This is a genomic window from Duganella sp. CF458 (genome assembly GCF_900113115.1).
GTDB lineage: Bacteria > Pseudomonadota > Gammaproteobacteria > Burkholderiales > Burkholderiaceae_D > Rugamonas.
Genome location: NZ_FOOF01000014.1, coordinates 28,604 through 55,526 on the forward strand (window position 1 = coordinate 28,604; position 26,923 = coordinate 55,526).

General features: G+C 62.6%; 22 protein-coding genes. 13 read left to right on the forward strand and 9 right to left on the reverse strand.

The window, feature by feature from the left end:
- The 10 genes from fliI to fliR all read left to right on the forward strand — a co-directional run bounded on the left by fliI (position 1) and on the right by fliR (position 7,922).
- Complete coding sequence (gene fliI, locus BM269_RS20855; RefSeq protein ID WP_090441489.1) at positions 1 to 1,404, forward strand: flagellar protein export ATPase FliI; 1,404 nt, start codon at positions 1 to 3, stop codon at positions 1,402 to 1,404.
- Positions 1,405 to 1,438: 34 nt separating this feature from the next.
- On the forward strand, positions 1,439 to 1,879 hold the full coding sequence (gene fliJ / locus BM269_RS20860; RefSeq protein ID WP_090441492.1) for a flagellar export protein FliJ: 441 nt from the start codon (positions 1,439 to 1,441) through the stop codon (positions 1,877 to 1,879).
- Positions 1,880 to 1,891: 12 nt separating this feature from the next.
- A complete protein-coding gene (locus tag BM269_RS20865) occupies positions 1,892 to 3,352 on the forward strand; it encodes a flagellar hook-length control protein FliK (protein ID WP_090441495.1) in 1,461 nt (486 codons plus the stop codon).
- A 129-nt stretch (positions 3,353 to 3,481) separates the two neighbouring features.
- A complete protein-coding gene (gene fliL / locus BM269_RS20870) occupies positions 3,482 to 4,000 on the forward strand; it encodes a flagellar basal body-associated protein FliL (RefSeq protein WP_090441498.1) in 519 nt (172 codons plus the stop codon).
- A gap of 14 nt (positions 4,001 to 4,014) precedes the next feature.
- Positions 4,015 to 4,995, forward strand: coding sequence for a flagellar motor switch protein FliM (gene fliM, locus BM269_RS20875; RefSeq protein ID WP_090441501.1), 981 nt, complete (start codon positions 4,015 to 4,017; stop codon positions 4,993 to 4,995).
- A 15-nt stretch (positions 4,996 to 5,010) separates the two neighbouring features.
- Positions 5,011 to 5,430, forward strand: a complete 420-nt coding sequence (fliN, locus tag BM269_RS20880) for a flagellar motor switch protein FliN (protein WP_055930721.1) — start codon at positions 5,011 to 5,013, stop codon at positions 5,428 to 5,430.
- On the forward strand, positions 5,427 to 6,044 hold the full coding sequence (fliO, locus tag BM269_RS20885) for a flagellar biosynthetic protein FliO (protein ID WP_090441504.1): 618 nt from the start codon (positions 5,427 to 5,429) through the stop codon (positions 6,042 to 6,044). Before fliN ends, fliO begins: the two co-directional genes overlap by 4 nt.
- Complete coding sequence (gene fliP / locus BM269_RS20890; protein ID WP_090441507.1) at positions 6,034 to 6,780, forward strand: flagellar type III secretion system pore protein FliP; 747 nt, start codon at positions 6,034 to 6,036, stop codon at positions 6,778 to 6,780. Before fliO ends, fliP begins: the two co-directional genes overlap by 11 nt.
- An 11-nt stretch (positions 6,781 to 6,791) precedes the next feature.
- Positions 6,792 to 7,061: a flagellar biosynthesis protein FliQ gene (fliQ, locus tag BM269_RS20895; protein WP_055930712.1), complete on the forward strand. Its 270-nt coding sequence runs from the start codon at positions 6,792 to 6,794 to the stop codon at positions 7,059 to 7,061.
- 3 nt (positions 7,062 to 7,064) lie between these two features.
- A complete protein-coding gene (gene fliR / locus BM269_RS20900) occupies positions 7,065 to 7,922 on the forward strand; it encodes a flagellar biosynthetic protein FliR (protein ID WP_090441510.1) in 858 nt (285 codons plus the stop codon).
- On the opposite strand, the gene flgL is transcribed toward fliR, so the two are convergent.
- The 6 genes from flgL to flgG all read right to left on the reverse strand — a co-directional run bounded on the left by flgL (position 7,880) and on the right by flgG (position 14,646).
- Complete coding sequence (flgL, locus tag BM269_RS20905; RefSeq protein WP_307154161.1) at positions 7,880 to 9,109, reverse strand: flagellar hook-associated protein FlgL; 1,230 nt, start codon at positions 9,107 to 9,109, stop codon at positions 7,880 to 7,882. The two genes, fliR and flgL, sit on opposite strands and share 43 nt — an antisense overlap.
- 21 nt (positions 9,110 to 9,130) lie before the next feature.
- Entirely contained in the window at positions 9,131 to 11,080 is a 1,950-nt protein-coding gene (flgK, locus tag BM269_RS20910; RefSeq protein WP_090441513.1) for a flagellar hook-associated protein FlgK, read from the reverse strand.
- A gap of 62 nt (positions 11,081 to 11,142) precedes the next feature.
- On the reverse strand, positions 11,143 to 12,072 hold the full coding sequence (flgJ, locus tag BM269_RS20915; RefSeq protein WP_090441516.1) for a flagellar assembly peptidoglycan hydrolase FlgJ: 930 nt from the start codon (positions 12,070 to 12,072) through the stop codon (positions 11,143 to 11,145).
- 10 nt (positions 12,073 to 12,082) lie between these two features.
- Entirely contained in the window at positions 12,083 to 13,189 is a 1,107-nt protein-coding gene (locus BM269_RS20920; protein WP_090441519.1) for a flagellar basal body P-ring protein FlgI, read from the reverse strand.
- A gap of 2 nt (positions 13,190 to 13,191) precedes the next feature.
- The gene (locus BM269_RS20925) at positions 13,192 to 13,848 is read right to left on the reverse strand and encodes a flagellar basal body L-ring protein FlgH (protein WP_090441522.1); all 657 of its coding nucleotides are present in this window, start codon (positions 13,846 to 13,848) and stop codon (positions 13,192 to 13,194) included.
- Between the two features lie 15 nt (positions 13,849 to 13,863).
- Positions 13,864 to 14,646, reverse strand: coding sequence for a flagellar basal-body rod protein FlgG (gene flgG, locus BM269_RS20930; RefSeq protein ID WP_090441524.1), 783 nt, complete (start codon positions 14,644 to 14,646; stop codon positions 13,864 to 13,866).
- Positions 14,647 to 14,812: 166 nt separating this feature from the next.
- On the opposite strand from flgG, the gene BM269_RS20935 reads away from it, so the two are divergent.
- Genes BM269_RS20935 through BM269_RS20945 form a run of 3 tightly spaced genes read left to right on the forward strand, consistent with a single transcriptional unit; the run spans position 14,813 to position 22,119 of the window.
- Positions 14,813 to 18,085 carry a type VI secretion system Vgr family protein gene (locus BM269_RS20935; protein ID WP_090441527.1) on the forward strand — a complete coding sequence of 1,091 codons (3,273 nt, stop codon included), beginning with the start codon at positions 14,813 to 14,815 and terminating at the stop codon, positions 18,083 to 18,085.
- Positions 18,086 to 18,092: 7 nt separating this feature from the next.
- Positions 18,093 to 20,672 carry a phospholipase D-like domain-containing protein gene (locus BM269_RS20940; protein WP_090441530.1) on the forward strand — a complete coding sequence of 860 codons (2,580 nt, stop codon included), beginning with the start codon at positions 18,093 to 18,095 and terminating at the stop codon, positions 20,670 to 20,672.
- 28 nt (positions 20,673 to 20,700) lie between these two features.
- Positions 20,701 to 22,119: a PilZ domain-containing protein gene (locus BM269_RS20945; protein WP_139232816.1), complete on the forward strand. Its 1,419-nt coding sequence runs from the start codon at positions 20,701 to 20,703 to the stop codon at positions 22,117 to 22,119.
- Between the two features lie 41 nt (positions 22,120 to 22,160).
- Here BM269_RS20945 and BM269_RS20950 read toward each other — a convergent pair whose 3' ends face one another.
- From BM269_RS20950 to BM269_RS20960, 3 genes are all read right to left on the reverse strand, one after another.
- Entirely contained in the window at positions 22,161 to 24,488 is a 2,328-nt protein-coding gene (locus tag BM269_RS20950; protein WP_090441536.1) for an EAL domain-containing protein, read from the reverse strand.
- 106 nt (positions 24,489 to 24,594) lie between these two features.
- Positions 24,595 to 25,338, reverse strand: coding sequence for a flagellar basal-body rod protein FlgF (gene flgF, locus BM269_RS20955; RefSeq protein ID WP_090441539.1), 744 nt, complete (start codon positions 25,336 to 25,338; stop codon positions 24,595 to 24,597).
- 20 nt (positions 25,339 to 25,358) lie between these two features.
- Positions 25,359 to 26,900, reverse strand: coding sequence for a flagellar hook protein FlgE (locus tag BM269_RS20960; protein ID WP_090441542.1), 1,542 nt, complete (start codon positions 26,898 to 26,900; stop codon positions 25,359 to 25,361).
- Between the last annotated feature and the right edge of the window lie 23 nt (positions 26,901 to 26,923).

Genomic DNA, 26,923 nt, shown 5'->3' on the forward strand with positions numbered 1-26,923 from the left:
ATGGGCGCTGCCGATCCCCAAGTGCACGCCGGGCGCTGGCGCTCTTACCTGAACGATTGCGCCACGCTGGTCGATTTCGTCGAACCGATGCAAGTGTCGGGCCGCGTCACGCGCGTGGCCGGCCTGGTCATGGAAGCGGTCGGCCTGCGCCTGGCCGTGGGCGCCGCCTGCACCGTGCCGCTGCCCTCCGGCGGCAAGGTCGAGGCCGAAGTGGTCGGCTTTGAAGGCGACAAGCTGTTCCTGATGCCGCAAAGCGATGTCGAAGGCATCATTCCCGGCACCCGCGTGTTTCCGGTCGAACAGAGCGTGCCGAAACCGGGCAGCGTCAGCCACCCGCGCCGTCGTCCCAGCGACCGCGCGCGCCACTTGCCGGTCGGCCCTGAACTGCTGGGCCGGGTGGTCGATGGCGCCGGCCGCCCGCTGGATGGCCTGGGCCCGATCCAGACCAGCGATTCGGCGCCGATCAATGTGCGCCCCGCCAATCCGCTGGGCCGCGCGCCCATCGTGGAAACGCTGGACGTCGGCGTGCGCTGCATCAACGCCATGCTGACCGTGGGCCGCGGCCAGCGCATGGGCCTGTTCGCCGGCTCCGGCGTCGGCAAGTCCGTCCTGCTCGGCATGATGGCGCGCTATACCGAGGCCGATGTCATCGTGGTGGGCCTGATCGGCGAACGGGGCCGTGAGGTCAAGGAATTCATCGAGCAGATCCTGGGCGAGGAAGGCTTGCGCCGTTCGGTGGTGGTGGCCGCACCGGCCGACACGCCGCCGCTGATGCGCATGCAGGGCGCCGCCTACTCCACCGCAATTGCCGAGCACTTCCGCGACAAGGGCCAGAACGTGCTGCTGATCATGGATTCGCTGACCCGCTACGCCATGGCCCAGCGCGAAATCGCCCTGGCCATCGGCGAACCGCCGGCCACCAAAGGTTACCCGCCTTCCGTGTTTGCGAAATTGCCCGTGCTGGTGGAGCGCGCCGGCAATGGCGAAGTGGGCGGCGGTTCGATCACCGCTTTCTACACCGTACTGACCGAGGGCGACGACCAGCAAGACCCGATTGCGGACTCGGCGCGCGCGATCCTGGACGGCCACATCGTGCTGAACCGGCGCCTGGCCGAAGCCGGCCACTACCCGGCAATTGATATCGAACAGTCAATCTCCCGCGCCATGCATTCGATCACCTCGCACGGCCACCAAAACCAGGCACGGCGGCTGAAACAGTTGTTTTCGCGCTACGAACGCAGCCGCGACCTGATTGCCGTCGGGGCGTACACGCCGGGCACCGATCCGGTGCTTGACCAGGCCATCAAGCTGCACGATAAGATTGAACAATTCCTGCAACAGCAAATTACGGAACAGGTGACCATGCCGGAGAGCTTGGGGCAGTTAACCACGCTATTCGACTGATCGATGCGCTCGGCCTTGCCTATAATGGACCATCATGGCCTCTACCCAGCAACTTGAAACCCTGATCGACCTGGCCCAGCGGGAAACCGACGATGCGGCCAAGCGCCTTGGCGCGGCCCTGAAAGCCGTGGCGGACGCGGAAGAGAAGCTGAACATGTTGGTTGGCTACCGCGACGAGTACGGCCGCCGCTTCGACGCTTCGCAACAGCAAGGCATTACGCCGATGGCATATCGCAATTTCCAGGCCTTCATGGAAAAGCTGGATACGGCGATCCAGGGCCAGCAGGAAGTGCTGCGCCACAGCAAGGCGCGCGGCGACAAAGAGAAGCAATTATGGCAAGACGCCGAACGCAAGCGCATGTCGTATTCCACCTTGCGCGACCGGGCCGAAGCCCAGGAGCTCAAGAAGGAAGCCAAGCGCGACCAGAAGGCCATGGATGAACACGCCTCCCGCCAGGCATTTTTCAAACGCTAGACTGATTCGATCATGCAAACCCAGACTGTACAGAACTCCCCTCTTCTTTCCGGCAACACGACTACCGGTCGCTCGTCCAATGCCGCGCAGGAAGACCATCAGTTCGCACAGGCGCTGAACAACCAGATCGAACGCCAGGCCCAGTCCTTGCCTCCGGCGCTGCAACCGCAAGCCAATGCCGCCACGCGCCGCGCCGAGGCACCCAAGCCGGCCGCCCAGCAGCCGAGCCAGCAACCGAAGCAGGCGTCCCATGCACCGGCCCCAGCCAACAAGCCTGCCGCACAGGCCCCGGCCAAGGCCCCGCAAAGCGAGCCGGCGAACCAGGCCGACCATGCCGCAGCGCCGGCCAACGCGCAGCCGGCAGCGACCGGTGGCGCAGCGGCCAACGGCAGCGCCGCCGGGACGGCCACCAGCGCCGCTGCAGCCACCGACAAAACCGATCGCCAGCAAACCGCCAGCGATGCCGTGGCCGATATGCTGGCCATGATCCAGGGCCTGGCCCAGCCAACGGCAACTGACGCTGCCAGCGCGGCTGCTGCCGCTGCCGCCGCCGCCGCGTCCGGCAAGGACGGTGGCGCTACCGATGCCGAACTGGCTGGTGACGCCGTCCTGTCCGGCCGAGGCGGAAAGTCCGGCGTTGCCGAGCGGCTGCCGGCCGAAGGCATGCCCGTCGACCAGACAGCCTTGTTGGCGGCGAAAGCTGCTGCCGAAGGCGCCGGCAAGACAAACGATCCCACGCTGGCAGACGCCTTGGCGCAAGGCCGCCACGCTGCAGTGGCCGATGCCGGCGCCACCCATGCCTCCGCCGCAGCCACCGCGGGCGGCGACCAGGCCGCCGCCGCACCACGCAGCGATTTCCAGGCCGCCCTGCAGCACGCCAGCGCCGACGCCGGCAAGGCCGCCGATGCCGCTGCGCTGGACGCCAGGCACGCCATCCAGCCGCAGGCTGGCGCCTTGCAGGCCGCCGCTACCGCCCTCGCGCCGGCCGGCGCCGCGAACGCCCAAGCCGCCCAGGCCCTGGCCGGCAACCAGCTGCACGCCCGCGTCGGCAGCCAGGGCTGGGACCACCAGCTGGGCCAGAAAGTGGTGTGGATGGTCAATGGCGGCGAGCAAAGCGCCACCCTGACCCTGAACCCGCCCGACCTCGGTCCACTGCAAGTGGTACTGAGCGTCTCCAATGACCAGGCCAGCGTCGCCTTCAGTGCGGCCCAGCCGGAAGTCCGGCAAGCCCTCGAGCAAGCGCTGCCGAAATTGCGCGAAACCATGGGCGAAGCCGGCATCACGCTGGGCGATGCCAGCGTCTCGTCCGGCAGCCAGGACCAGCAGAAAGCCTTTGCCGAGATGGAAGCGGCGGCAGCCGCCGGCCGTGGCCGCGGTGGGGCCAATGGCCAGAATGACCATGCCGACAACGCCGCGCAGGCCGCCCCACAAGTGCGCCGCGGCGTGCTGAGCGCGGTCGATACGTTCGCCTAAGGCAGAGATAGCCCTGCTTCCCGCCTCTTTTCGGCGCTTCGCTCCCCGAAAGATTTCGCGATAATGACATAATGGCGTCATGATCCAACTCTTGCATCCAAGGCAGCAGAATTGAAAGCGAATCCAAAAATGAAGGCTGATGCGAAGGCAGAAGCAGCACCGCCGGCCGGTGGCGGAAAGAAAAAGCTGATCATCATCCTGGCCGGCGTGCTGGTGCTCGCCCTGGCCGGTGGCGGCGGCGCATGGTTCATGCTGAAGAGCGATAGCGGCGAAGAGCATGCGGAAGAAGCCAAGCCGGGCAAGAAGGCCAAGAAGCCGGCCAAGAAAGCCGGTCCGCCCGTCTATATTCCAGTCGAGCAATTCACGGTCAACCTGCAGCCGGAAAACGGCGACCAGTACCTGCAGCTGGCGATCACGCTGCAGGCCAGCAGCCTGGAAGAGTCCGAGATCATCAAGACCAATATGCCGAAGGTGCGCAGCCGCATCCTGCTGCTGCTGTCGAGCAAACGCGCATCCGAGATCAATACTCCGGAAGGCAAGCAGCAACTGAGCAAGGACATCATGGAAGCGGTCAACCTGCCGTTTGAAAACGGCGGCGAAGTGCAGGAAGTATCCGAAGTCTTGTTTACCGCATTCATCATCCAGTAAGGCCCGGGTGAAGCATGGCTGATAATTTTCTCTCCCAGGAAGAAGTCGATGCCCTCTTGAAGGGCGTCAACGGCGACCAGGACGACGTCGCTGCGCCCGAGGAGGCATCGGGTGTCCGCACCTACAACCTGGCGACGCAGGAACGCATCGTCCGGGGTCGGATGCCGACCCTGGAAATTATCAACGAGCGTTTCGCGCGCCTGCTGCGCGTGGGCCTGTTCAACTTCCTGCGCCGCAGCGCCGAAGTATCGGTCGGCTCGGTACGCGTGTCCAAGTATTCCGAATTCATCCGTAACCTGGTGGTGCCGACCAACCTCAACCTGGTGCACATGAAGCCGCTGCGCGGCACGGCCCTGATGGTGTTCGACCCGGGCTTGGTGTTCCTGCTGGTCGACAACCTGTTCGGCGGCGACGGCCGTTTCCACACCCGCGTCGAGGGCCGCGACTTTACCCAGACCGAGCAGCGCATCATCCTGCGCATCCTCGACATCGTGTTCGAGGCGTATACCAAATCGTGGGAACCGGTGTACCCGGTGGAGTTCGAGTACATCCGTTCCGAAATGAATACGCAGTTCGCCAACATCGCCACGCCAAACGAGGTGGTGGTGGCGTCCACCTTCACCGTCGAACTCGGTTCGGTGTCCGGCCAGATCCACTTCTGCATGCCGTACTCGATGATCGAGCCGATCCGCGATGCGCTGACCTCGTCCCTGCAGGGCGAGGCGCTGGAAGTGGACAAGCGCTGGATCCGCCTGATGACGCAGCAGATCCAGATCGCCGAGGTGGAACTGGTGGCCAAGCTCGGCACCGCCAAGGTCAGCTTCGACGAAATCCTGAACATGAAAGCCGGCGACGTGATCCCGCTGTCCATCCCGGAAACCATCGAGGCGACCGTGGATGGCGTGCCTGTGCTCGACTGCACCTACGGGGTGTTGAACGGGCAATACGCATTGAAAGTGGAGAAACTGCTGGCAAACGCGGATAATATGAAATAAAGCTAGGAGAGAAACATGGCGGATAATCAAGACGACGATACAAGCATGGATGACGATTGGGGCGCCGCGATTGCCGAGCAGGCCGCTGCCGAGGCTGCTGCCATGCAGAACCAGGCCGCCACTGCCGCCGTGTTCAAGGACTTTTCCAAGCAGCCGAACAAGACCGAAACCCATAACGATATCGACTTCATCCTCGATATCCCGGTCCAGCTCACCGTGGAATTGGGCCGCACCAAGATCGCCATCAAGAACCTGCTGCAACTGGCGCAGGGCTCGGTGGTGGAACTGGACGGCCTGGCCGGCGAACCGATGGACGTGCTGGTCAACGGCTGCCTGATCGCCCAGGGCGAGGTGGTGGTGGTGAACGACAAGTTCGGGATCCGCCTGACGGACATCATCACGCCTTCCGAACGCATCCGAAAACTGAATAAATGAAGCAGAGAATCACTGCCTTTCACCTGCTGCGGCCGCTGAGCTTGGCGGCCGCCCTCGGCCTCGCCGGCGCACCCGCCTCGGCGCAGCAAGCCCCCGCCCCCGACACCATTTCCAGCAGCGTGCAAGCGGCGCCGGCCAACGCCGCCAGCCCGGTTGCGCCGCCCGCCGGCGCGCCCGCCGCCACACCCGAGCAACAGGCCGCCCTGGCCGGAGCCCGCGCCGCCGCCACACCGGCGCCGGCCAATGCGCTGGCCGCCCAGGCGCCCTCCGCTGCCGGCTCGCTGCTGCAGACCATTGTGTCGCTGGGCTTCGTCATCGCCCTGCTGGTCGGCCTGGCCTGGCTGCTGAAGCGCTTCGGCCCGAAACACATGAGCGGCGGCAGCCAGGTCAAGCTGGTCGGTGCGCTCAGCGTCGGCGCCCGCGAACGCATCCTGGTGGTGGAAGTCGGCGAGCAATGGATCGTGGTGGGCGCCTCGCCCGGCCGCATGAATGCCCTGGCCACCATGCCGCGCCAGCCAGCCGACGACGCCGACCTGGCCGCGGGCCAAGCCGCGCCCGGCGCCAATTTCGCCGAGTGGTTCAAGCAGACGATTGACAAGCGCAATGGCAAATAAACGCGCACTGTGCCTGGCTGCCGGCGCCGCGTTGATCCTGCCGCTGATCGCTGCCGCCGAACCGACCATCCCTGCCTTCACCAGTACGCCGGCGGCGGGCGGCGGCACCAATTACGGCCTGACGCTGCAAACGCTGATCCTGATGACGGCGCTGACCTTCATCCCGGCAGCGCTGTTGATGATGACCGGCTTCACCCGCATCGTAATCGTGCTGTCGCTGCTGCGCCAGGCGCTCGGTACCCAGTCGGCGCCGCCCAACCAGGTCATCATCGGCCTGTCGCTGTTTCTCACCTTCTTCGTGATGAGCCCGGTGTTCGACAGGATCTACACGGAGGCCTGGGTGCCGCTGCAAGACAACAAGATCAGCATGCAGCAAGCGATGGAACGTTCGGCCGCGCCGCTGAAAACCTTCATGCTGAAGCAGACCCGCCAGTCCGACCTGGCGCTGTTCGTCAAGATTTCGCGCAGCCAGGAATTGCAGGGGCCGGAAGACGTGCCGCTGAAGATCCTGGTGCCGGCCTTCATCACGTCCGAACTGAAGACCGCCTTCCAGATCGGCTTTGCCATCTTCATCCCCTTTCTCATCATCGACATGGTGGTGGCCTCGGTGCTGATGTCGATGGGTATGATGATGATGTCGCCCGCCGTGATTTCGCTGCCGTTCAAACTGATGCTGTTCGTGCTGGTCGATGGCTGGCAACTGCTGCTGGGTTCGCTGTCCCAGAGCTTCTATTAGCGAGGTGTGCGATGACGCCTGAAACCGTCATGACCATGGGCCGCCAGGCCATGGAAGTCACGCTGATGGTGGCCGCCCCGCTGCTGCTGGTGGCGCTGCTGATCGGCCTGGTGGTCTCGATCTTCCAGGCCGCCACCCAGATCAATGAAGCCACCTTGTCCTTCATCCCGAAACTGGTCGGCGTATTCGTCACCCTGGTGGTGGCGGGACCGTGGATGATTTCCGTGATGGTCGACTATATGCGCCAGGTGCTGACCGGCATTCCATCGCTGGTCTCGTGACCGATGCTGGTCGTTACCGCCGCCGAATTGAATACCTGGATCGCCGCCCTGCTGTGGCCGGCGGCGCGCATCCTGTCGCTGATTGCGGCCTCCCCTATTTTCGGCAATGCCCGCATCCCGCAGAACGTCAAGCTCGCGCTGGGCGTGCTGATCGCCCTGGTGGTCGCGCCGGCGGTGCCGGCCATGCCGGCCCTGGATCCTGCCGGCTGGGCCGGCCTGTCGGTGCTGGCGCGCGAAATCGTGATAGGCGTCGGCATGGGGTTCGCATTGCGCCTGGTGTTTGCCGCAGTGGAAATGGCGGGCGAGATCTCCAGCCTGACCATGGGCCTCGGTTTTGCCAGCTTTTTCGACCCGATGTCGCAAGGCCGTTCCTCGGCGGTATCGCAGTTCCTGGTGTGGGTCATGACGCTGGCGGTGCTGGCGGTGAATGCCCACCTGGTCCTGATCGAAGCGCTGGCGGAAAGCTTTTACACGCTGCCGGTGGCAGCCATTTCCTTCCACAACGATGGCTTCTGGGAACTCGCGCTGTGGGGCTCGAAGATCTTCAGCGCGGGCCTGCAGCTGTCGCTGCCGATCGTCGCTGCGCTGCTGATCACCAACGTGGCGCTGGGCATCCTGACGCGCGCCGCGCCACAGCTGAACCTGTTCGGCATCGGTTTTCCGATCACGCTGGGCGTCGGCTTCCTGACGCTGACGATGGCCTTGCCTTACATGAGCATGCCGCTCCAGGTGCTGGTCAACGAGGGCATAGAAAAAGCGCGGCAATTGCCGCGCGAGTGGGATAGCAGGAGCGCCCGGCCACCGAAGCCGGGCAAGCCTCAGATCAAATTGAACAGCGACAAGCCTGCCAGCGCCTTGTAGGACTTCTGGGCGGCTTCCAGCGTGGTTTGCTGCTGGGTGAAGCGCGAGATGGCTTCCACCGGGTCGAGGTCGACCAGGTCCGAAATCTGGCTCGCATACTGCAGGTTCAGGTCGTCGCCGGCGCTGTCGAGGTGATCGAGTTCACTCAGGCGGGCACCGACCGAGGCGCGCACCGACAGCACGTTGTCCAGCGAATTCGTAATGTTCTGGTTGGCCAGGTTCAGTGCATTGGTCAGTGCGGTACCGGCCTGCGGCGTCCCGGACGGGCCGCGCAACGCGGCGATCAGCGTGGTCATGGTCTCGAACACCGACTGGTTCTTGCTGGGGTCAACATTGAAGACGTCGCCGTTGGCCGGCGCCCCGGTGATGTCCATCTGAATGCCGTCGAAGGCGATCGGCTGGCCGGACACATACGGGACGTTCGACGCCACCGCCGTGCCGGCGGTCACGTCGTTGACGGTATAGGTGGTCACCGCCGGCGTACCGGTCACGCTGAAGTTCAACGTGTAGTTGTGGCCGGTCACAGCCGACGGGGTCTTCACCACGCCCGGTGAAATGATGCCGGTGCCGCCGCGCGTGTAGTTGGCTGGATCGACGCTGGTCTGGAAGGTGCCGTTGCCTGTGATATTGCTTTCAAAGATGGCCGAGCCGGTTTCGCTGGTGGCCAGCTTGCGCGACGATGCCACCTGCAGTTCGCGCTGGCCCTGGTCGCCATTGTAGGTGGCGCCGGTGGCGGAGCGGGTGAACGGCTTGATATCGCTCTTGTAGCCGGAGAACAGGTAGGCGCCGGTGCCGTCGGTGGCATTGGCCTGGCCCAGCAAGTCTTCCAGGCGCCCTTCCAGCTCCTTGGCCAACGCCTCGCGGTCGGCCAGCGTAAAGCCAGGGTTGCCGGCCGCCACGATCTTGCTCTTCACTTCCTGCAGCAGGTCGTCGGTGTTCGCCAGCGTATTGTCCACCAGCGACAGCGAGGAATTGGCATTGCTGCGGTTGGTGACGAACTGGGTGTTCATTTCCTTGGACTGCGACACTTCCAGCGCGCGCGCCGAGGCGACCGGGTCGTCCGACGGCGTCACCACGCGGCGGCCGGTCGACAGCTGCATCTGGGTCTTCTGCAGTTGCGCCTGCAGCGTGTTCAGCTGGCTGACGCCGTTCTCATAAATCGTCCGGGTGGCAATACGCATGACCATGGTGCTATTCCTTCAAAAAGCTTACCTGCCGAGCGACAGCAGGGTATCGAACAATTCGCTTGCCACCTGGATCACTTTGCCAGAGGCCTGGTAGGCTTGCTGGTAACGCAACAGGTTGGAAGCTTCTTCGTCCAGGTTCACGCCCGACACCGAATCGCGCGCGGCCTGGGCCTGCTCCACGGTGGTATCGGCCGCCGCGCCGGCGATCTGCACTTCGCGCGTCTTGTTGCCGACGAAGTTGACCATCTGCGCATAGCTGGCCTGGAAAGTGGCGTGGCCATCGTCCAGGATATTTTTCGTCTGCAAGCCCGCCAGCAGCACGCCATTGCGCGCATCGCCGACGCCGCTGCCAGGCGAAACGGTGAACTTGTCGTTGTTGGCCAGGTTGCCGCTGATCTCGATTTCGATGCCCTGGAAGGTCATCTTGGCGCCGGCGGTGTATGGCACCGGCGTGCCGGCCGGATAGTTGGTGGTGGTGCCATTGACCGTAACGTCCACCGCCGTGGGGAAGCCGCTCAGCTGGTTGGTCGCACTGTTATAAGTCAGCGTCACCGGCGCCGCCAGCTGGTTGCCCGGCAACAGGTAGTTCGCGTTCACCGCGCCGGCGCTGATCTTGCCGGTGCCGGTATTGGTGCCCGGCGCCGCAGTGCTGATCGGCGCGCCCAGCGCAATCTTGTTGCGGTCCTTCAGCTCGACGCCGAAATCCTGCGCCGCGTTATAGGTCGGGCGCACCAGGAAGTGGTCGGGGCCACCTGCGGCACCGGTGATCGAGAAGGCCACGCCGTCGATCACTTGTGGCTGGGTCTGCGGATACGGCGCGATGGTGGTGGTCGCACCATCGCTGGCGCGCGTCACGATGAAGTTGGTGCCGTTGTAATTGATGTCGTAATCGGAGGTGGTCAGCTTGGCCGCGTCGACCACCACCGCATCGACCTTCACCGTGCTCGATGGCGAGTTGCGGGTGTCGTAGCCGACATAGGCGTGGATGTCCTTGAAGAAGTTGCCGCCCAGGTTGCCATCCAGGTCGATGCCGAGCTTGTGCTGGTCGTTGAACGCATCGGCCAGGCCGGCCGCGATCTTGCCGAGGTTGGCATTGGCCACGTCCAGGCCGCTATTCCGGAAATCGATCAGGCCGCCCAACTGGCCACCGGTCAGCACGCTGTCCGGCAGTTGCGAGAAGGTGCCGGCCTGGGTACGGTAGCCCACCACGATGCGCTCCGGGTCCGATGGCGAGGCGGCCGTCGCCAGTTCCTGGCTGCGGTTGCCGATCACCAGCGGTTGGCCGGTGCCGAACGAGACATTCAGCATATTGTTCTCGGCCGGCATCACGGTAACCTTGATCTGCTTGTTCATTTCGGCGATCAGGGCGTCGCGCTGGTCCATCAGGTCGCTCGGCAGGGCCGAAGGATCGACCGACAGGCCGGCAATCGTATTGTTCATCTCGGCGATACGGCGCGCGAAGGAATTGATCTCGTTGACGCTGGCGGTGACGCCGGAGTTCACGCCTTCGTTCAATTCCTTCATGCGGCTGGACAGGCCATTGAAGCGCGACGCCAGCGATTCAGCGCCCGACAGCATGGCCTGGCGCGCGGCGGTCGATTGCGGGTTCGAGTTGGCATTCTGCACGCCGCTGAAGAAGCTCTGCAGTGCCGGACCCAGGCCGACGGTGGTATCGGCCAGCAGGTTGTCGATCTGGCTGACCTGGTTGAAATAGGTATCGAGCTGGGCCTGGTTGGTCTGTGCGCCCAGCAGTTGCCGGTTCAGGAAGTCGTCATAGACGCGCTTGATCTGCGCCACTTCGGTGCCGGTGCCGATGAAGCCTTCCCCGGTCTGCAGCGGCGGCGTGGTGCCCTGCACCACCACCTGCCGGTTATAGCCGAGCACATTAGCGTTGGTAATGTTGTGCCCAGTGGTGGCCAGGCCCGTCTGGGCAGCCAACAAACCACTTCTACCGATGCTGAGTAAGGACATTTTGATAATTACCTTCGCGAGATATACAGTTTACGGCACATCCGGACAAAACTTGATGTTCGTCAGGCAAGAGTGCGCTGGATAATGCCGGCCAGCTTGGTGGCATAGTTGGGGTCGGTGGCGTAGCCGGCGCGTTGCAGGTTCCTGGCGAAGCCGGCCGCATCCGTGCTGCCGGCCGCCGCCAGCGCTTTTTCATAGCGCGGGTTGCTGCTCAGCAGGCGGGCGTAATCCTTGAAGCTGTCCGCATAGCTGTCGTAGGCACGGAACTTCTCGACGCGGGTCTGCGGCTGGCAGTTCACGTATTCGGTTGTGGCCGTTTCGACAACGCGGCCCTTCCAGTCCGGGCCGGCCTTGATGCCGAACAGGTTGTGGCTGTTGCTGCCATCGCGGCCCTTGATTTCGCGGCGCCCCCAGCCGGTTTCCAGCGCGGCCTGGCCCAGCATGAACTTGGCGGGGATGCCGGACGCGCGGCTGGCTTCTTCCGCGTGGCTGGACAGTTTCTCCTGGAAGCTGCGCACATGGGCCGGCTTGTCGGCAGCTGCCGCCGTGCTGGCATGGGTATGGGTATTGGCCTTGGCCACGGCCGCCGCACCGCCACTGGCTTCGATCGAACGTTGCAGCCGGGCTTGCTCCATCAGGGCGCGCGCCATGCCCGGGTCGGTCGGCACGCCGTCTTGCGGCAGCGACTTCGACAACTGGCGCACCAGGACGTCGGCCAGGCCCAGGCCCTTCTTGGCGATATCCTGGCTGGTCTGCTGGTCCAGCATGCTGGTGAACATCTTGGTTTGCTGGTTGTCCATCAAACCGTCTTGCGGCGTGGCGTCGCGCATGCTCTTCATCATCATGTTGACAAACATGGCTTCGAACTGGGTGGCCGCGGTTTTCAGTGCTTCCGGCGAACCGGCACGGGCCGACTGGCGCAGCTCGGACATGCCCTTGGTGTCGATGGCAAGATTGGCGCTCAGGTCGGTGGAGCCGGTACGCGGGATCATGGCTGCGTCCTCAAATGATTTCCAGCTCGGCGCGCAGCGAACCCGCTGCCTTCATCGCCTGCAGGATGGCCAGCAAGTCTTGCGGCGAAGCGCCGATGGCGTTGAGGGCTTTCACCACGTCGGCCAGCGACGCGCCGCCTTTCAGCATGATGACCTTGCCGGAGTCTTTCTTGATGTCGACACTGCCCTGCTGGGCTACCACGGTCTGGCCACCGCTGAGTGGGTTCGGCTGGCTGACCTGAGTGTCGGCGTTAACCGATACTGACAGGTTGCCGTGCGAAATGGCGCACGTCTCAAGCGTAACTTCCTGGTTCATCACCACCGAGCCGGTGCGGGCGTTCATGATGACCTTGGCGGCCTGGCGTGCCGGGCGCACATCCATGCTTTCCAGTTCACCGATGAAGGCCACCCGTGCATCGCTGGACGATGGCGCGGTGACGCGGATGGTGCGGCCATCCTGCGCATAGGCCACGCCGGCGCCGTATTTGTCGTTGATGGCATGCACCACGCGGCTGGCCGTGGCAAAGTCGGTATTGTTCAGTTCAAGCCGGATCTGGTTGCCTTCGCCAAGCGTGGTCGGCACCGCGCGTTCCACCGTGGCGCCGCCGGAAATGCGGCCGACCGACAGGTGGTTCACCACCACAGCCGCACCGCCGCCCGGCGCCTGCGCCCCGACGCCGCCAACCAGCACATTGCCTTGCGCCATGCCGTACACCTGGCCGTCGGCGCCTTTCAACGGGGTCATCAGCAACGTGCCGCCGCGCAGCGATTTGGCGTTACCCATCGAAGACACGGTCACGTCGATCTGCTGGCCCGGCTGGGCGAAGGCCGGCAGGCTGGTGGTGACCATCACGGCCGCCACGTTTTTCAATTGCAGCGTGGTGCCCGGCGGCAGCGCAATGCCCATCTGCTGCAGCATCGAGGCCACCGATTGGACGGTAAACGGCGTTTGCGTGGTCTGGTCGCCCGAGCCGTCCAGGCCGACCACCAGACCGTAACCCATCAGCTGGTTCTGGCGCACGCCGGCAATGCTGGCCAGGTCCTTCAGGCGTTCAGCCTGGGCGGCTGGCGCCAGCAGCAAGGCGGCACAGAGGGCGAGGAGCGTGAAATTCTTCATGATCAGAAAGGCAGCAGGCTGAGGAAGAAGCGCGACAGCATCGACTGCACTTCGGCGCCATCGATATTGCTCTTGGTACGGTATTCGACGCGGGCATCGGCGATCGAGGTCGAGGCCACCGAATTGCCGTTGATCGAATCGGGGTTCACCATGCCGGAAATGCGGATGTACTCGGTGGCCTTGTTCATGCCGACCTGCTTTTCGCCAGCAATGATCAGGTTACCGTTCGACAGCACTTCCACCACGGTAGCGCCGATGGTGCCGCGGAAGCTGTTGCTCAGGCTCTGGCTGTCGGCATCGGCAAACTTGTTGTCGGCGCTGGTGGCAACGTTGGTGCCGAAGCGGTTCTGCAGCACGCCCGGAATGCCGAAGTTGACACTGCCCGACTTGCTGCCGGCGCTGGCGCCATTCTTGACGGCGGAGGTGCTTTCCGTGATGACGACATTGATCACGTCGCCCACATGGCGCGCGCGGCGGTCTTCAAACGCCGGGCGGTAGCTGCTGGCCTGGAAGATCGCGCCATTGTTCTGCGCCACGGGCGGGTACGGCGGCGGCAGCGGGCGCGCGCTGGTCGGGCCATTGACGATCGAGGTTGGCGCGCCGGCGCAGGCGGACAGCAGCGCGGCGGCGGAGATGGAGGCGGCAAGACGGAGGCGCATGGCGGGCTCGCTCGATTACAGCTGCGACAGGCGCTGCAGCATCTGGTCGGAGGTGGTAATCGCCTTCGAATTGATTTCGTACGCGCGCTGGGTCTGGATCATGTTCACCATTTCCTCGACCACGTTGACGTTGGACGTCTCCACATAGCCCTGCAGGATCACGCCGGTGCCATTGGTGCCCGGCTGGTTCTGCGTGGCGGCGCCGGAAGAACCGGTTTCCACGTACAGGTTTTCGCCCTTCGACTCGAGACCGGTCGGGTTGATGAAGGTGGCCAGCTGGATGGCGCCGATCTGCTGCGCCGCCGCCTGGCCCGGCAGGGTGACCGACACGATGCCGTCGCGGCCGACCGTGATGCTGGTGGCATTGATCGGGATGGTGATGGCCGGCTGCAGCACGAAGCCGCTGGACGTGACCATCTGGCCATTGTTATCGCGCTGGAAGGAGCCATCGCGGGTGTAAGCCGTGGTGCCGTCGGGCAGCAGGACCGGGAAGAAGCCGTTGCCGTTGACCATCAGGTCCTTGTCGTTGCCGGTCGACTGCGGGTTGCCCTGGGTATGGATGCGTTCAATGGCCACCGGACGCACGCCGGTACCGATCTGCATTCCCGATGGCAGCTGGGTTTGCTGGGACGAGGCCGCGCCCGGCTGGCGGATGTTCTGGTACAGCAAGTCCTCGAAGACGGCGCGCGACTTCTTGAAGCCGTTGGTGCTGACGTTCGCCAGGTTATTGGACACCACGTCCATCTGGGTCTGCTGCGCCTCCATGCCAGTCTTGGCAATCCACAGTGATCGAATCATTTGCCTGCTCCAAAAACGGTTTTCCTATGCAGGCATTATCGAGGAGCAACGGTCAAGTCAAAGCCTCGATCTGGCCGGTTTTCTCCCGCCTATTCAAGCGTGTGGCAGGAATCATTCAGCTCTGCTATTGTTTGCGATTTGACAATTGTTGCCATAAAGACAGAATATGCGGACTGAACTCCTGTCCCAGGCGTATGCCGCCCTCGCCCAGTTCGCCAGTGAAAGCCGGCTATACGAGCTCACCTTGGAAAGCGACGGCGATGGCGGCGCCGGCGGGCTGCTGGTCGAAGCCTTCCTGGCCGACGACTGCCTGCAGGAAATTGCCTCCCGCGACGTGATCGCCCTGTCGACCAGTGCCACCATCGATCCTGCCAGCTTGCTGGGCCGGCGCGCCTGCCTGCAAGCCAGTTTGGCCGATGGCAGCCGCACCGCCTTCCATGGCTATATCAGCCATGCCGCGATGCTAGGCAGCGAAGGCGGTTTTGCGCGCTATCGCCTGCGCATGTCATCCTGGCTGTGGCTAGCCACCCAGACGCGTAACAGCCGCGTATGGCAGGACCGGGGCGTGGCCGATATCGTGGACCAGGTGTTCGCGCGCTTCGCTCCCTACGCCACATGGCAATGGAGCGACGATGCGCGCGCCCTGCTCGACGCCATCCCGCTGCGCAGCTACTGCTGCCAGTACCGTGAATCCGATTACGACTTCGTGCGCCGCCTGCTGACGGAAGAAGGCTGCGCCTGGCGCTGCGCGGACGGTGAAGAGGAGCAGACCCTGGTGCTGTTTGCCGACAGCAGCCAGCAATCGGCCACGCCGGAAGACGCCAGCAGCGCGGCCGGCCAGGGCCTGCGCTACCACGCAGCGCGCGCCGGCGAACAGTTCGACACCATCCAGTCCCTGCAGCCGATGCGCCAACTGGTCAGCGGCGCGGTGGCCGTGCTCAGTTATGATTACCAGGCCAAGGCCGCCGTCAGCGCCACTGTGCCGACGCGCGTGAACGATCTGGGCAAGCACGCTTATCAGCCGGAGAGCTACGACTACCCGGGCCAGTACTTCTACAGCGACGGCGCGCAGGCCGAACGCTACGCCACGCTGCACATGCAACTGCAAGAGGCGCGCGGCCAGCAATGCCAGGGCCGCTCCACGGTGCGCACGCTGCGTGCCGGCACCCGCTTCACGATGACCCAAGGCGCCCTGTTCGCCAACGACGAAGACACCTGCTATGTCGCCCTGCGCGTGCTTGGCGTGGGTGTCAACAACCTGCCGATTGCCGCCAAGCGCGGCCTGGCCGAACTGTTCGGTCCCATCCCCGAGCTGCTCGACACACTGGCCACCCAAACACGCGACCTGCCGCAAGATTTCGCCACCACGGTGGAAAAGGCGTCCGCCAGCGGCTATGCCAATAGCTTCGCCGCCCTGGCGGCAGACGTGCCGTGGCGCCCGGCTCACCATGACGGCGAAGGCCGGCAACATGCCAAGCCAACCGCACTGGGCGCCCAGAGCGCTATCGTGGTTGGCGCAGACGGCCAGCACCTGCCCCAGGGCGGCAATGAGATCCATTGCGACCGCCTGGGCCGGGTGCGGATCCGCTTCCACTGGCAGGACAGCGCCGACGCCACTTGCTGGGTGCGTGTGGCACAACGCTCGGCCGGCGGCAGCATGGGCAGCCAATTCCTGCCGCGCATCGGCCAGGAAGTGCTGGTGCAGTTCATCGAGAACGACATCGACCGCCCGGTCATCGTCGCTGCCTTGTACAACGGCCAGGGCGAAAGCGGCAACGCGCCAACGCCGGGCGGCAGCAGCGCGCAGGAAGGCTCCGACTATTTCGGCCAGGCCCATGACCACGCCACCTCGGCACAGGGCAACCTGGTCGGCGGCAATGGCCCGGTGTGGCACGGTTCCGGCGGCGGCAGCGGCGCCCACCGCAACGCATCCGCGCTGTGGGGGGTGCGCAGCAAGGAGTTCGGCGGCAGCGGCTACAACCAACTCTTGTTCGACGACACCGACCACCAGGGCCGGCTGCAACTGCGCACCACCCAGGCCGCGACAGAGCTGAACCTGGGCCACCTGGTCCACAACACCGACAACTACCGCGGCAGCCTGCGCGGCCAGGGCGCCGAATTGCGCACCGATGCCTACGGCGCGGTGCGCGCCGGCGCCGGCCTGCTGGTCACCAGCTACAAGCTGACGCACAGCCCCGCGCAGCGCGAGCCGGCGGGCGACAACACGGCCGGCATCGCGCTGCTGAAACAGGCCGTCAAGCTGGGCGAGACCTTCAGCGACATCGCCGTGAAGCACGGCACCGTCGGCCTGGCCTCGCACATGGGCGCGCACAAGACTCATGCCAGTGCGCTCGATGACAACGAAGCCCCGCTGAAATCGCTGCTGAGCGCCGTCTCCGGCATGGTGGATGACGCCAGCCTCGACGCCGCGCAAGCCGACGCCGGCGCGCGCAAGGCTGGCGCTGGCGCGGGCAAATTGCCGCACAGCGCCGATCCGATCATCGCCGTCAGCGCCAAGGATGGCCTGTCGATCAGCGCCGCGCGCGACCTCCAAATGGCCGCAGGCGAGACCGCTACCGTGATGAGCGGCGCCGATACGCAACTGGCAACCGGCGGCCAGATGCGCATCCATACGCAGCAAACGATCGGCATGTTGGGGGGCGCGGTCAAGCCCGGCGAGCAGGACATCGGCGTACAAGTGATCGCGGCGCGCGATCCGATCGACCTGCAGGCGCAGGCCGGCGCCATGCTGGTGCAGGCGCTGGACGTGATCAACGTGAAGAGCGCCAACGCCCATATCGACTGGGCCGCGGCGAAGAAGATCAGCCTGTCCACCGTCGGCGGTGCAAACATCACCATCGATGGCGGCAACATCACCGTGCAATGCCCGGGCAAGATTGAGATCAAGGCGGGCAAGAAGTCCTTCATCGGACCAGCGCAGCACGCGTACACGCTTCCTGTCATGCCTCGAAGCGAGATGAAAGAAGAACCGTTTAACTTCAAGCTTGAACTACTGGACGTACCGGGCAAGCATGGTAGGCCCCTCGCGGGACGTCCATGGCGAATTATCACCTTGAAGAACGCATCCGGGGATCCTTACGAAGAAAAGCATATTCGCAGGGAGATCGCGTCCGGAGTAAGCACGCCAAGCGGCGAGTGCGCTCTTAATGAGGCACAGAAGAAAGACCTATGGCGCGAGGTGAACCTGGCGCAAGGCACGACATTTCTGGTTTGCGGTCCAAATGTCACCCCGCTAGGTATGTCTAATTTGACCGCAAGCGCCGTTGATAAAGATGAGCGCAAGGTGCTGGACGCGCATAACTACGCCGTTGCACCTGGACATGCTGACGACGCCCATAAGATGCTGTTGAAGCACTGGGCTGAACTTGACTATGAAACCCGATTGACCGGCTCGCCAAAAGGCGAAACAACCGTTTGAAGAGAACATGAACGACGCACTTCCACTCGAGGCACAACTTTCCTTATATGGCGACACGATGTGCCGCGATACGGGCCAATACTTTTGCAATGCCAGGCCGTTTTCCAACCCGCGATTTGGCAACAAGGTGTCGCTCCTCAGTTGCGGGAAGTCGGCGTTTCGTGAAATGTGCAGTGCAATGCGCAACGCCAAGCGGTTCATCTGGATCGCCGATTGGCAAATGTCGCACGACGTCGAACTGGCACGGTCTGATGCACCGGGGCATCCGTTTCGACTGCATCAAGTCATCGAGGACATCATTAAGTCGAAACCGGTACATGTTCGCGTCCTCATATACAAGTCGATCAACGACACAATTCCGGGAACGTATGACGACGACGCCAGGGACAAGCTGGAGTCCCTTAACCAAAAGGGCTATCCCGGTACAGTCTCCGTTCTTCTGCAAAGTCCCACTACCGCGCAAAACGATGGAATCGACTATTCCCACCACCAGAAGTTTGTCGTTGTTGACGGCATCACAGGATTTATTGGCGGCATCGATCTTGCAAACGGTCGCTGGGAAACGCCAAACTTCGACGTCGTAGTCGACCCTTTGCGGTTTAAAGTAAATGAAATGTATAACCCCGGCGCCATGAGAGTGCGAGGGGCAAACACATTTGAAAAGAGATTGATTGAGGACTATTCCTTTTCTAAACCATGGGGCGGCGTTTTGCTTGACGAAGGCTGCCAGCCACGTATGCCCTGGCAAGACGTCCATGTGAAATTGGAAGGCCCGTCAGTCGTCGATATCCATCGTAACTTTGTTCGACGATGGAATATGACCTTTGACGATGTGTTTTGGTTCAACAAGGGGCGGCATGCCACGCCTATCGATAAGGACTGGCTCACCAGAATCAAGGCTTGGGACGTGCTGCAGGAAGCCCAGCAAAGCAAAGCCGGTTCTACTCTCGTACAAATCGTGCGCTCCGTATCCAACTATCACTTGCACCACGAAGGTCCTGTCTATGACGACTTGGAACTTTACGCTGATGCACGAGAACGGAAGCTTTGGCGTGAGTGTCTTCCAAAATGGAAAACCACGCACCAGAACAATATTCTCAATGCAGTGGTCAACTGCATCCGCAGCGCCGACAACTATATTTATATAGAAACGCAATTCTTCATATCCGGCTTTGGCCGCTGGGGCAAGATCGACTCACGCAAAGTAGGCAACGAGGACAATGGCATTCGCAATCAAGTTGGTGATGAGCTCGCGAAGCGCATCTGTTTCCATATCAAAGCGAAGACACCTTTCCACGTCTACCTGGTTGTGCCAGCTCATCCGGAAGGCGCCATCAGCACGGGTTCGGTATGGAAGCAACAGTGGTTGGCGCTTGGCTCAATCAAGCATGGCACTGACAGCGTCATTAACCAGGTAAAGAAGCAATTGAAGGCGGTAGGTCGCCCTGAATCGGACTGGAACAAGTACCTAACCGTGCTGAACATGCGCAATTTTGGTGCTACCGTGCAGTACGCGCGGGACCCTGTGACCAATAACGAAGACTTCAATTGCGAGATTGGCCGTTACGTCGTTTCCGAACAGATCTACATTCATTCCAAACTGCTGATCGTAGACGATGCCGTTGCGATCATCGGCAGCGCCAACACGAACGATAGGAGCTTGACCGGCAATGGCGATACAGAAATTGCTGCGGTAATCGTTGACACGGAGGACGTACAACTTCGTGATCTGGGCTCGCCCCACTACACGGTTCGAACTCGAAAATTTGCGCGTGAACTTCGACGACAATTGTGGACAAAGCATTTTGGATTCATGATTGATTCTGAAGACTATTTCCGATCGACGCAACGAGCGACGCGGGCCAGGGTGAGTGTTCCAATGGAAGTTCCTCATCCTCCGAGAAGGAGAACCGCGCCCGATGCATTGGTCGACATAACGAAAGGCGTCTCCTTAGAAGAAATTCTTGACAAGCCATGTGCCCCTGATGTCGTCAAAGCGATCCAGGCCATCGCCGCGCACAACCGTCGTACTTACGAAGCCGTCTTCACGCATACGCCGCGAAACTTCAGGAAATTTGATGCCGGCTTGAAGCATTTCACCTTGCCCTACCCACTTTCGGTTGATTTGAATTCCAGTTATTCACTCGCAAGACTCGACGACCCGCTAACGAGCCACTTCGACAGCCAGCCAATGACTGAGGAGCGCAAGACGAAAATCAATGCGACCAAGGAAGCCTTGTATAACTACGAAATTGCTCCAGTCATCAAAGAAAAGAAGCATGTTGGGGTCGTTCCGCCCAAACTCCAACCGGAGTTCATGACGAAGAAATTAGCACGGCATCAGGTGGGCGGATTGAAACAGATAAAATTTGGACGTAGGCAGCAGATTTACGATGACGGCACAATACACGACGTCGATAAGGCAATCATGCATCTTCAAAACCAACTTATAGGCTTTTTCGTTGAAGCACCTTTAAATTGGGGAATGGAGACCGAGGTTAATTGGAATCCCACCAAGGAAACTGCAGTAGGTATCGACGTCGCTGACATCGGACGCATGACCGGTTCGGGACCAAATAGGGGCTAACATGTACCGAAACATACTTGTATTGTTGATGACGATCGCCCCTCAAGTGCCCGTTGTTGCTGCCTGCTTTAAAGCCGATCCACTAGTTCCCCCCACCAAGGAAATGAAGTCCTTGGTCGACTATCAACAAAACGGCATGGTGGGATTCGGCGAGTCGCCTTATGGGAGAAGTCAGCCAGGATATCCCCCTACCGTGACCGAGACGACGCTGAAGCTCAATGCGCGACGCACGATGGGCATTGGAGAGTCGGGCAAGGTTTCGTATTTTGAGCCGGCACCAAACGGCACCTGGCGGGTTTGTCGCGTAGACCTTTGGGTTCCGAAACGGGATAGCGAGGACCACCGTATCATGTCAGAAAGGACGCTGCGCTATAGCGCGGGAAACGATTTTTTGGGCACGCTGGTTCAGCAGGACAGAAACCTAGCTTACAGCACGGTCTACTCGTACGATACCAAGGGACGTATCGATCGTATCGAGAAGGCCAACTTCTCAGAGCGACCGAAGACCACATTCAAAGCGAAACATTGCCGCCGTTATGACGAGAGGGATAATGTAGTGCTTTGGGTGAGCCCTGAGCATACGAACAAATGCCCGAGCGGAGACCCTTCTTCGCAGGATGAATGGCGTCAGTTCAAGTACGGACAGTACAACGGCGAACAAGTGGAACTGCTGTCGAGATGGCATATCCCCAAGGAGGATGGCCGATGGAAGGAACAGTGGGAGCCGTTCCAAATCTCGCCAACACCGGGTTCTGCCCGCGGGCATGCCAATGTTGATTCTCAACGAGGTGTATGGGAAATATTTGGATCGAACTACGGGCGGCTGGACAACAACGCCGCGAATATGGTGGTTGACGAATTCGGACATTGGAACGGGTCAAATTATTATTTCCCCAAGCCGCCGGTTCCGATGACAGTCCTGGAGAAACCTGAGGAAATATATAAACTCGAACGGCGTCGAGTGTCGAGAGTGGACAATCAGATCCGGCTGGTCGAGCTATTTAAGCCCAATGAGCACGTTTCGCGCCATCGCTTTTATACGTTGGATGGAAATGTACTGCGTCACGAACAGCTAAATCAAAAAGGCAAGATCACACGAATCATCACGATCAACGATTGGCGGCAACCACGGCCTGGGTCGAAGCCGGATTTCGATGACAGGCTCCTGAGTACGTCTACGCCACGCGTTGCCGGTCTCAAAATTTATCATCGCGTTTACGACATCATGGCAAATGGCCGAGCAAGCCTTGTTGCTGTGAGCTGGGATGCATCTAATCGACTTCCGTTCCAGGATGCGCCAGTTTCAGTTTCCAACCTGGCATATGGCACGCCAGACGGGAAAATAAGATGGCGCAGCGCCGAAGATTTCAATAGGGCATTCGACACGAGTGATAACGCCAGCCAGGTCTATCCCGACAAACAGAACATCGACATCGGCAGCGATTAGGACGAGTAAGCAACCGTGCGTCAGCAGGCCAGGGCAGGCGGTCACACGACATCGGCCGCCTGGGCTGCCGGCAAAGGTTGCGGCCGCCCTACGCCATAGCCCTGGGCGAAATCGACACCCATGGCGCGCAGGCAAGCCAGCACTGCATCATCTTCCACGAACTCGGCGATGGTCTGCTTGCCCATCACATGGGCGATCTGGTTGATCGATTCGACCATGGCGCGCTCGGTCGGGCTGTGCAGGATGCCTTTGATGAAGCTGCCGTCGATTTTCACGTAGTCGACCGGCAAGTGTTTCAGGTAGGCGAAGGACGACATGCCGGCACCGAAGTCGTCCAGTGCAAAGCGGGCGCCTTGCGCTTGCAGGTCCTGGATCAACGTCGCGGCCTGGGCCAGGTTGGCCACTGCCACGGTTTCCGTGATTTCAAAACATACATCTTCCAGTGCCACGCCGGTGCGGCGCCGCTGCTCCAGCACATACTCCAGCAAGCCCTCATCGCACACCGAGGCGCCGGACAGGTTGATGGCCCAGCTGGTGCCGGGCGCCTGCTGCGCCAGCGCTGCGAAGGCGTGGCGGATCACCCAGCGATCAAGCAGCGGCATCAGGTCGTAGCGTTCGGCGGCAGGGATGAAGGCCATCGGCGGCACCAGGCCACCGTCCTCGTCCAGCATGCGCACCAGCACCTCGGCATGGGCGCGGCCGCCGGGCCGCAGCGGGGCGATGGTTTGCAGGTGCAGGCAGAAGCGGTCGTTTTCCAGCGCGGCGCGGATGCGCGACACGGCTTCCATTTCCGTCTGCCGGACCGACAGTTCGGCGTCGTCGTCGCTGTACAGGTGGATGCGGTTGCGGCCCTTCTCTTTGGCCATGTAACAGGCGGCGTCGGCCGCTTTCATCACTTCTTTCAAGCTGCTGCTGCGGCTATCGAGCAGCACCAGTCCGATGCTGACGCCGATGCGGTAGCTGCGCACGCCCCAGGCGAAATGCAGGTCCACCACGGCCTTGCGCACTTTCTCCGCCACGCGCAAGGCGTCGTCGTGGCTGCACGGGGTCAGCATGATGCCGAATTCATCGCCGCCCAGCCGGCCGACGATGTCGCGTTCGCGCAGTGTGGCTTGCAGCAGTTGGCTGACTTGCTTGATCAATTCGTCGCCGGCCGCGTGGCCGCTGGTGTCGTTGACGATCTTGAAGCGGTCCAGGTCGAGGTACAGTACGGCATGTTCGCCGCCGCTGCCCTGGCGCAGGGCCGCCAGCAATTCGCGCAGGCGCCGCTCGAACTCGCGCCGGTTCAGGATGTCGGTCAGGTCGTCGTGCGTGGCCTGGTAGCTCAGTTGCGCGGCATGCCGGCGCGCTTCGCTGGCGTCGTGCAGCACGATGACCTGGCCGATGGCACTGCCGTCGGGCGCGTGGATCGGCGCCGCCGAGCGGTCGACCGGCAGCGGCGTGCCGTCGCCTGCCAGGACATGCAAGGCGCCGGCCTCGCCTTCCAGCCGGCATACTTCATCGAGCGGGCGTCCCAGCATCTCGGCGCCGGACATGCCCAGCATCTGTTCGGCATTACGGTTGCTGTAGCTGACGCGCTGCTGGCGGTCGGTGGTGATGACGGCGTCGGCAATCGACGCGAGTGTCACCTGCACCAGTTCCTTTTCGGCGAATGCTTCCGCCTCGCTTTGGCGCAGTTGCTGCAGCAGCCGTTCGCGGCGCGCGAAGGAGCGGCGCAGGTAGCTGTTGCCGCTCCAGGCCAGCACGGCAGCAGCCAGCAGCAGCACGGCCAGCAAGGCATGCGAGACCTGGCGCGCGGCATCGTTGATGGCGGCGGCAAAGCCGATGGCGAGCGGGGTCAGGCGGCGGTCGATTTCCTGGATTTCCAGCAGCACGACCGGGGCGGGGCGGGCGGCCGGCGGCATCGCGTGCACGCGCTCCCCTAAATCGCGCAGGCGCAGCAGGTGCTGGTCGCTGTGTTCCCAGTAGGTGATGGCACGCGCCATCAGGTAGAGGTCTTTGAAATTACGGTACAGCCAGACCATGCCGCGGATATCTTCCTCGGCATTGCGGCCGCCCAGGAAGCCCGCGCGCACCACGTCCCAATCCATCTCATCCTTCTCCATTTCGCGCCGGGCGCGCATGTCCGCCAGCGGCACCGCCAGTTCGGCTTGGAATTGGGTGAAGTCCAGTTCGTCGGATGTGACAAGGTAGCGCTGCAGGGAGGCGATGGCGGCCTTCTGGCCCTTGGACCAATGGCTTTCGCCGCCGACGTAGGCGCGCAGGGTGGCCGCTACCGACAGGCTGAATACGGCCACCAGGGTGAGCGCCGCCACTGCCAGTACAAACGGCAGGACGACGGTGGCGTAGCGTTCTTCGGAGCGAGCCATACAGTTGCACTGCTGGGACGAAAAGTCCCATGATGGGCAATCCCGGCGATGCGCGCAATGGCAGCCACCTTAATCGTTGCCACAAGGCAACAACATTGGTGCAATATTAATTCAACGCTAAGATTTGCGTGGCTTTCGCGGCATTGTTTTCCGCGTTTTTCAGCAAACTCATCTGCGTTTCGAACGAGCGTGCCAAGGTGATCATATTGACCATGGCGTCGATCGGGTTGACGTTGCTGCCTTCCAGCGTGCCGTCGGCCAGGCGCACGCCCTGGTCGGGGTCGGCCGGCAAACCGCTTTGCTGGCGGAACAGGCCATCGTCGCCGCGCACCAGTCCCTTGACGTCGGGGTTCACCAGCTTGATGCGGCCCAGCACATTCGACGGGCCGGGCTGGGTCTGGGTGGTGTCGATGGCCGAGACGGTACCGTCGGCGGCAATCGCCACCTGGGCGTCGGGCGGAATCGCGATCGGACCGTTCTCGCCCACCAGGGTCAGGCCGGCGGCCGTTTGCAGCATGCCGTTTTCGCTGACCTTCAGGCTGCCGTTGCGGGTATAGGCTTCGGAGCCGTCGCTGGATTGCACGGCAATGAAACCGTCGCCGCGCAAGGCCACGTCCAATGGCCGCCCCGTGGTCTGCATGGCGCCGGCGCGGAAATCCGAACCGACCGTGTTGTCGACCACGAAGGTACGGGTCGGCAAACCTTCCGCCACCACCGGCACGGCGCGGAAGGAGTCGAGCTGGGCGCGGAAGCCGGTCGTGGTGGCATTGGCCAGGTTGTTCGACGTGGTGGCCTGCTGCTCCAGGATGTGGCGCGCGCCGGTGGCGGCGGTGTAGACAAGGCGGTCCATCGCTTGCTCGCTTTAGTCGTTTAACGCAGGTTGACCAGGGTTTGCAGTACCGAGTCCTGGGTCTTGATGGTCTGCGCATTGGCCTGGTAGACGCGCTGCGCGGTGATCATGTCGACCAGTTCCTTGGTCAGGTCCACGTTGGACGATTCGACCGAAGAAGAACGCAATTGGCCCAGGCCGCCCTCCCCCGGCGCGCCGACCTGCGGCGCGCCCGATGCCGAACTTTCGGCCCAGACGTTGTTGCCGAGCGGGATCAGGCCGTCCGGGCTGGCGAAATTGGCCAGCACGAATTGCGCCAGCGGCCGCGACTTGCCGTTGCTGTACTGGCCGATGATGGTGCCGCTGGCATCGGTGGAGAAGCGCTGCAGGCTGCCCGACGAATAGCCGTTCTGGACCGATTCCTTCTCGCTGGTCGGCGAACCGTATTGCGTGGTGCCGACGAAGTTGGTGGAAATCGTCATCGTCAAGTCGGCGCCGTTGTCCGGGAAGATCGGCAGGTTGATGGTGAACGGCAAGGTCTGCGGTGGCGTCAACAGCGCCATGCGCGCTGCGCTCAACTGGCCGTTGGTGTCGAAGGCCAGGGTGCCGACCTTGACGGCCGGGACCGTGATGGCCGCCGCCAGTTTCTGGTCGATGATGTCAGGCGTATTGCCCGGGACGGCGCCGACGTCGGTCGGCGGCGTGTAGACCGCCGCCAGTTTCGCCAGCTGCGCCGGGGTGGCGCCCGCCGCAGTCGCGGCCGCGGTCATGGCCGCGCCGGCAGCAGCGGAATACGCTTGCTGGGCCGCCAGCATGCCGGCCGCATTGCCGGCCGCCGCTGCCGTGTTGTAGGCGGTGCGCGCCGCCTGCGACGCCGGGTCGGTCAGCACGGCTTGCGCAATCTTCTTGGAGTCGATCTGCACGCCATCGCTGCCGGCGTACACATCCCACACGCCGCTACCCTTGTTCACATAGAACACCGACATGGTGTGGGCATTGCCCAGGCTGTCGAACACATCCATCACGGTCTGCTTGGTGTACGTCAGCGGATCGGTGGCGTCGAACGGCACCTTGGTCGGTACCGGCGAGGTGGACGACAGGTTGATCTTGAAGTTCGCTTCGGTGGTCTCGACCGGGGTCAGGTCGGCCGTATCGATCTTGATCGGCACCGGCGCGCCGGCCAGGATCACCCCGCTCTGGTTGGCCAGGTAGCCGGTGATCGCATTGCCTTGGGCATTGGTGATGATGCCGTTCTTATCGAGCAGGAACTGGCCATTGCGCGAATACTGCACTTCGCCGCTTGGCGCCACGGTGCGGAAGAAGCCGCCGCCGTTGATGGACACGTCCAGCGGGTTGTTGGTGGTTTCGATATTGCCCTGCGTGAATTGCTGCGCGATGCGCGCGATGCTCACGCCGATACCGGGGTTGGTGCCCGCCACGCCGTTCAGGGAATTGGCGTACAGGTCGGCAAACTGCGCCTGCGAACTCTTGAAGCCCACCGTGCTCGCGTTGGCGATGTTGTTGCCGATCACGTCGAGCGACTTGCCTGCGGCGTTCAGACCGCTGAGACCTTGTTGAAACATGGTATTTCCCCTATCAGGTTGGG

Bases quoted from the DNA above. Each gene is read 5' to 3' on its own strand.
- fliR (WP_090441510.1), top strand. From the start codon at position 7,065: ATGCTGGTCGTTACCGCCGCCGAATTGAATACCTGGATCGCCGCCCTG.
- fliO (WP_090441504.1), top strand. From the start codon at position 5,427: ATGAAGCAGAGAATCACTGCCTTTCACCTGCTGCGGCCGCTGAGCTTG.
- BM269_RS20925 (WP_090441522.1), bottom strand. From the start codon at position 13,848: ATGCGCCTCCGTCTTGCCGCCTCCATCTCCGCCGCCGCGCTGCTGTCC.
- fliL (WP_090441498.1), top strand. From the start codon at position 3,482: ATGAAGGCTGATGCGAAGGCAGAAGCAGCACCGCCGGCCGGTGGCGGA.
- BM269_RS20950 (WP_090441536.1), bottom strand. From the start codon at position 24,488: ATGGCTCGCTCCGAAGAACGCTACGCCACCGTCGTCCTGCCGTTTGTA.
- BM269_RS20935 (WP_090441527.1), top strand. From the start codon at position 14,813: ATGCGGACTGAACTCCTGTCCCAGGCGTATGCCGCCCTCGCCCAGTTC.
- fliP (WP_090441507.1), top strand. From the start codon at position 6,034: ATGGCAAATAAACGCGCACTGTGCCTGGCTGCCGGCGCCGCGTTGATC.
- flgG (WP_090441524.1), bottom strand. From the start codon at position 14,646: ATGATTCGATCACTGTGGATTGCCAAGACTGGCATGGAGGCGCAGCAG.
- BM269_RS20945 (WP_139232816.1), top strand. From the start codon at position 20,701: ATGACGATCGCCCCTCAAGTGCCCGTTGTTGCTGCCTGCTTTAAAGCC.
- flgF (WP_090441539.1), bottom strand. From the start codon at position 25,338: ATGGACCGCCTTGTCTACACCGCCGCCACCGGCGCGCGCCACATCCTG.
- BM269_RS20940 (WP_090441530.1), top strand. From the start codon at position 18,093: ATGAACGACGCACTTCCACTCGAGGCACAACTTTCCTTATATGGCGAC.
- fliN (WP_055930721.1), top strand. From the start codon at position 5,011: ATGGCGGATAATCAAGACGACGATACAAGCATGGATGACGATTGGGGC.
- fliQ (WP_055930712.1), top strand. From the start codon at position 6,792: ATGACGCCTGAAACCGTCATGACCATGGGCCGCCAGGCCATGGAAGTC.
- fliM (WP_090441501.1), top strand. From the start codon at position 4,015: ATGGCTGATAATTTTCTCTCCCAGGAAGAAGTCGATGCCCTCTTGAAG.
- flgJ (WP_090441516.1), bottom strand. From the start codon at position 12,072: ATGATCCCGCGTACCGGCTCCACCGACCTGAGCGCCAATCTTGCCATC.
- BM269_RS20920 (WP_090441519.1), bottom strand. From the start codon at position 13,189: ATGAAGAATTTCACGCTCCTCGCCCTCTGTGCCGCCTTGCTGCTGGCG.
- BM269_RS20960 (WP_090441542.1), bottom strand. From the start codon at position 26,900: ATGTTTCAACAAGGTCTCAGCGGTCTGAACGCCGCAGGCAAGTCGCTC.
- fliI (WP_090441489.1), top strand. From the start codon at position 1: ATGGGCGCTGCCGATCCCCAAGTGCACGCCGGGCGCTGGCGCTCTTAC.
- flgL (WP_307154161.1), bottom strand. From the start codon at position 9,109: ATGGTCATGCGTATTGCCACCCGGACGATTTATGAGAACGGCGTCAGC.
- fliJ (WP_090441492.1), top strand. From the start codon at position 1,439: ATGGCCTCTACCCAGCAACTTGAAACCCTGATCGACCTGGCCCAGCGG.
- flgK (WP_090441513.1), bottom strand. From the start codon at position 11,080: ATGTCCTTACTCAGCATCGGTAGAAGTGGTTTGTTGGCTGCCCAGACG.
- BM269_RS20865 (WP_090441495.1), top strand. From the start codon at position 1,892: ATGCAAACCCAGACTGTACAGAACTCCCCTCTTCTTTCCGGCAACACG.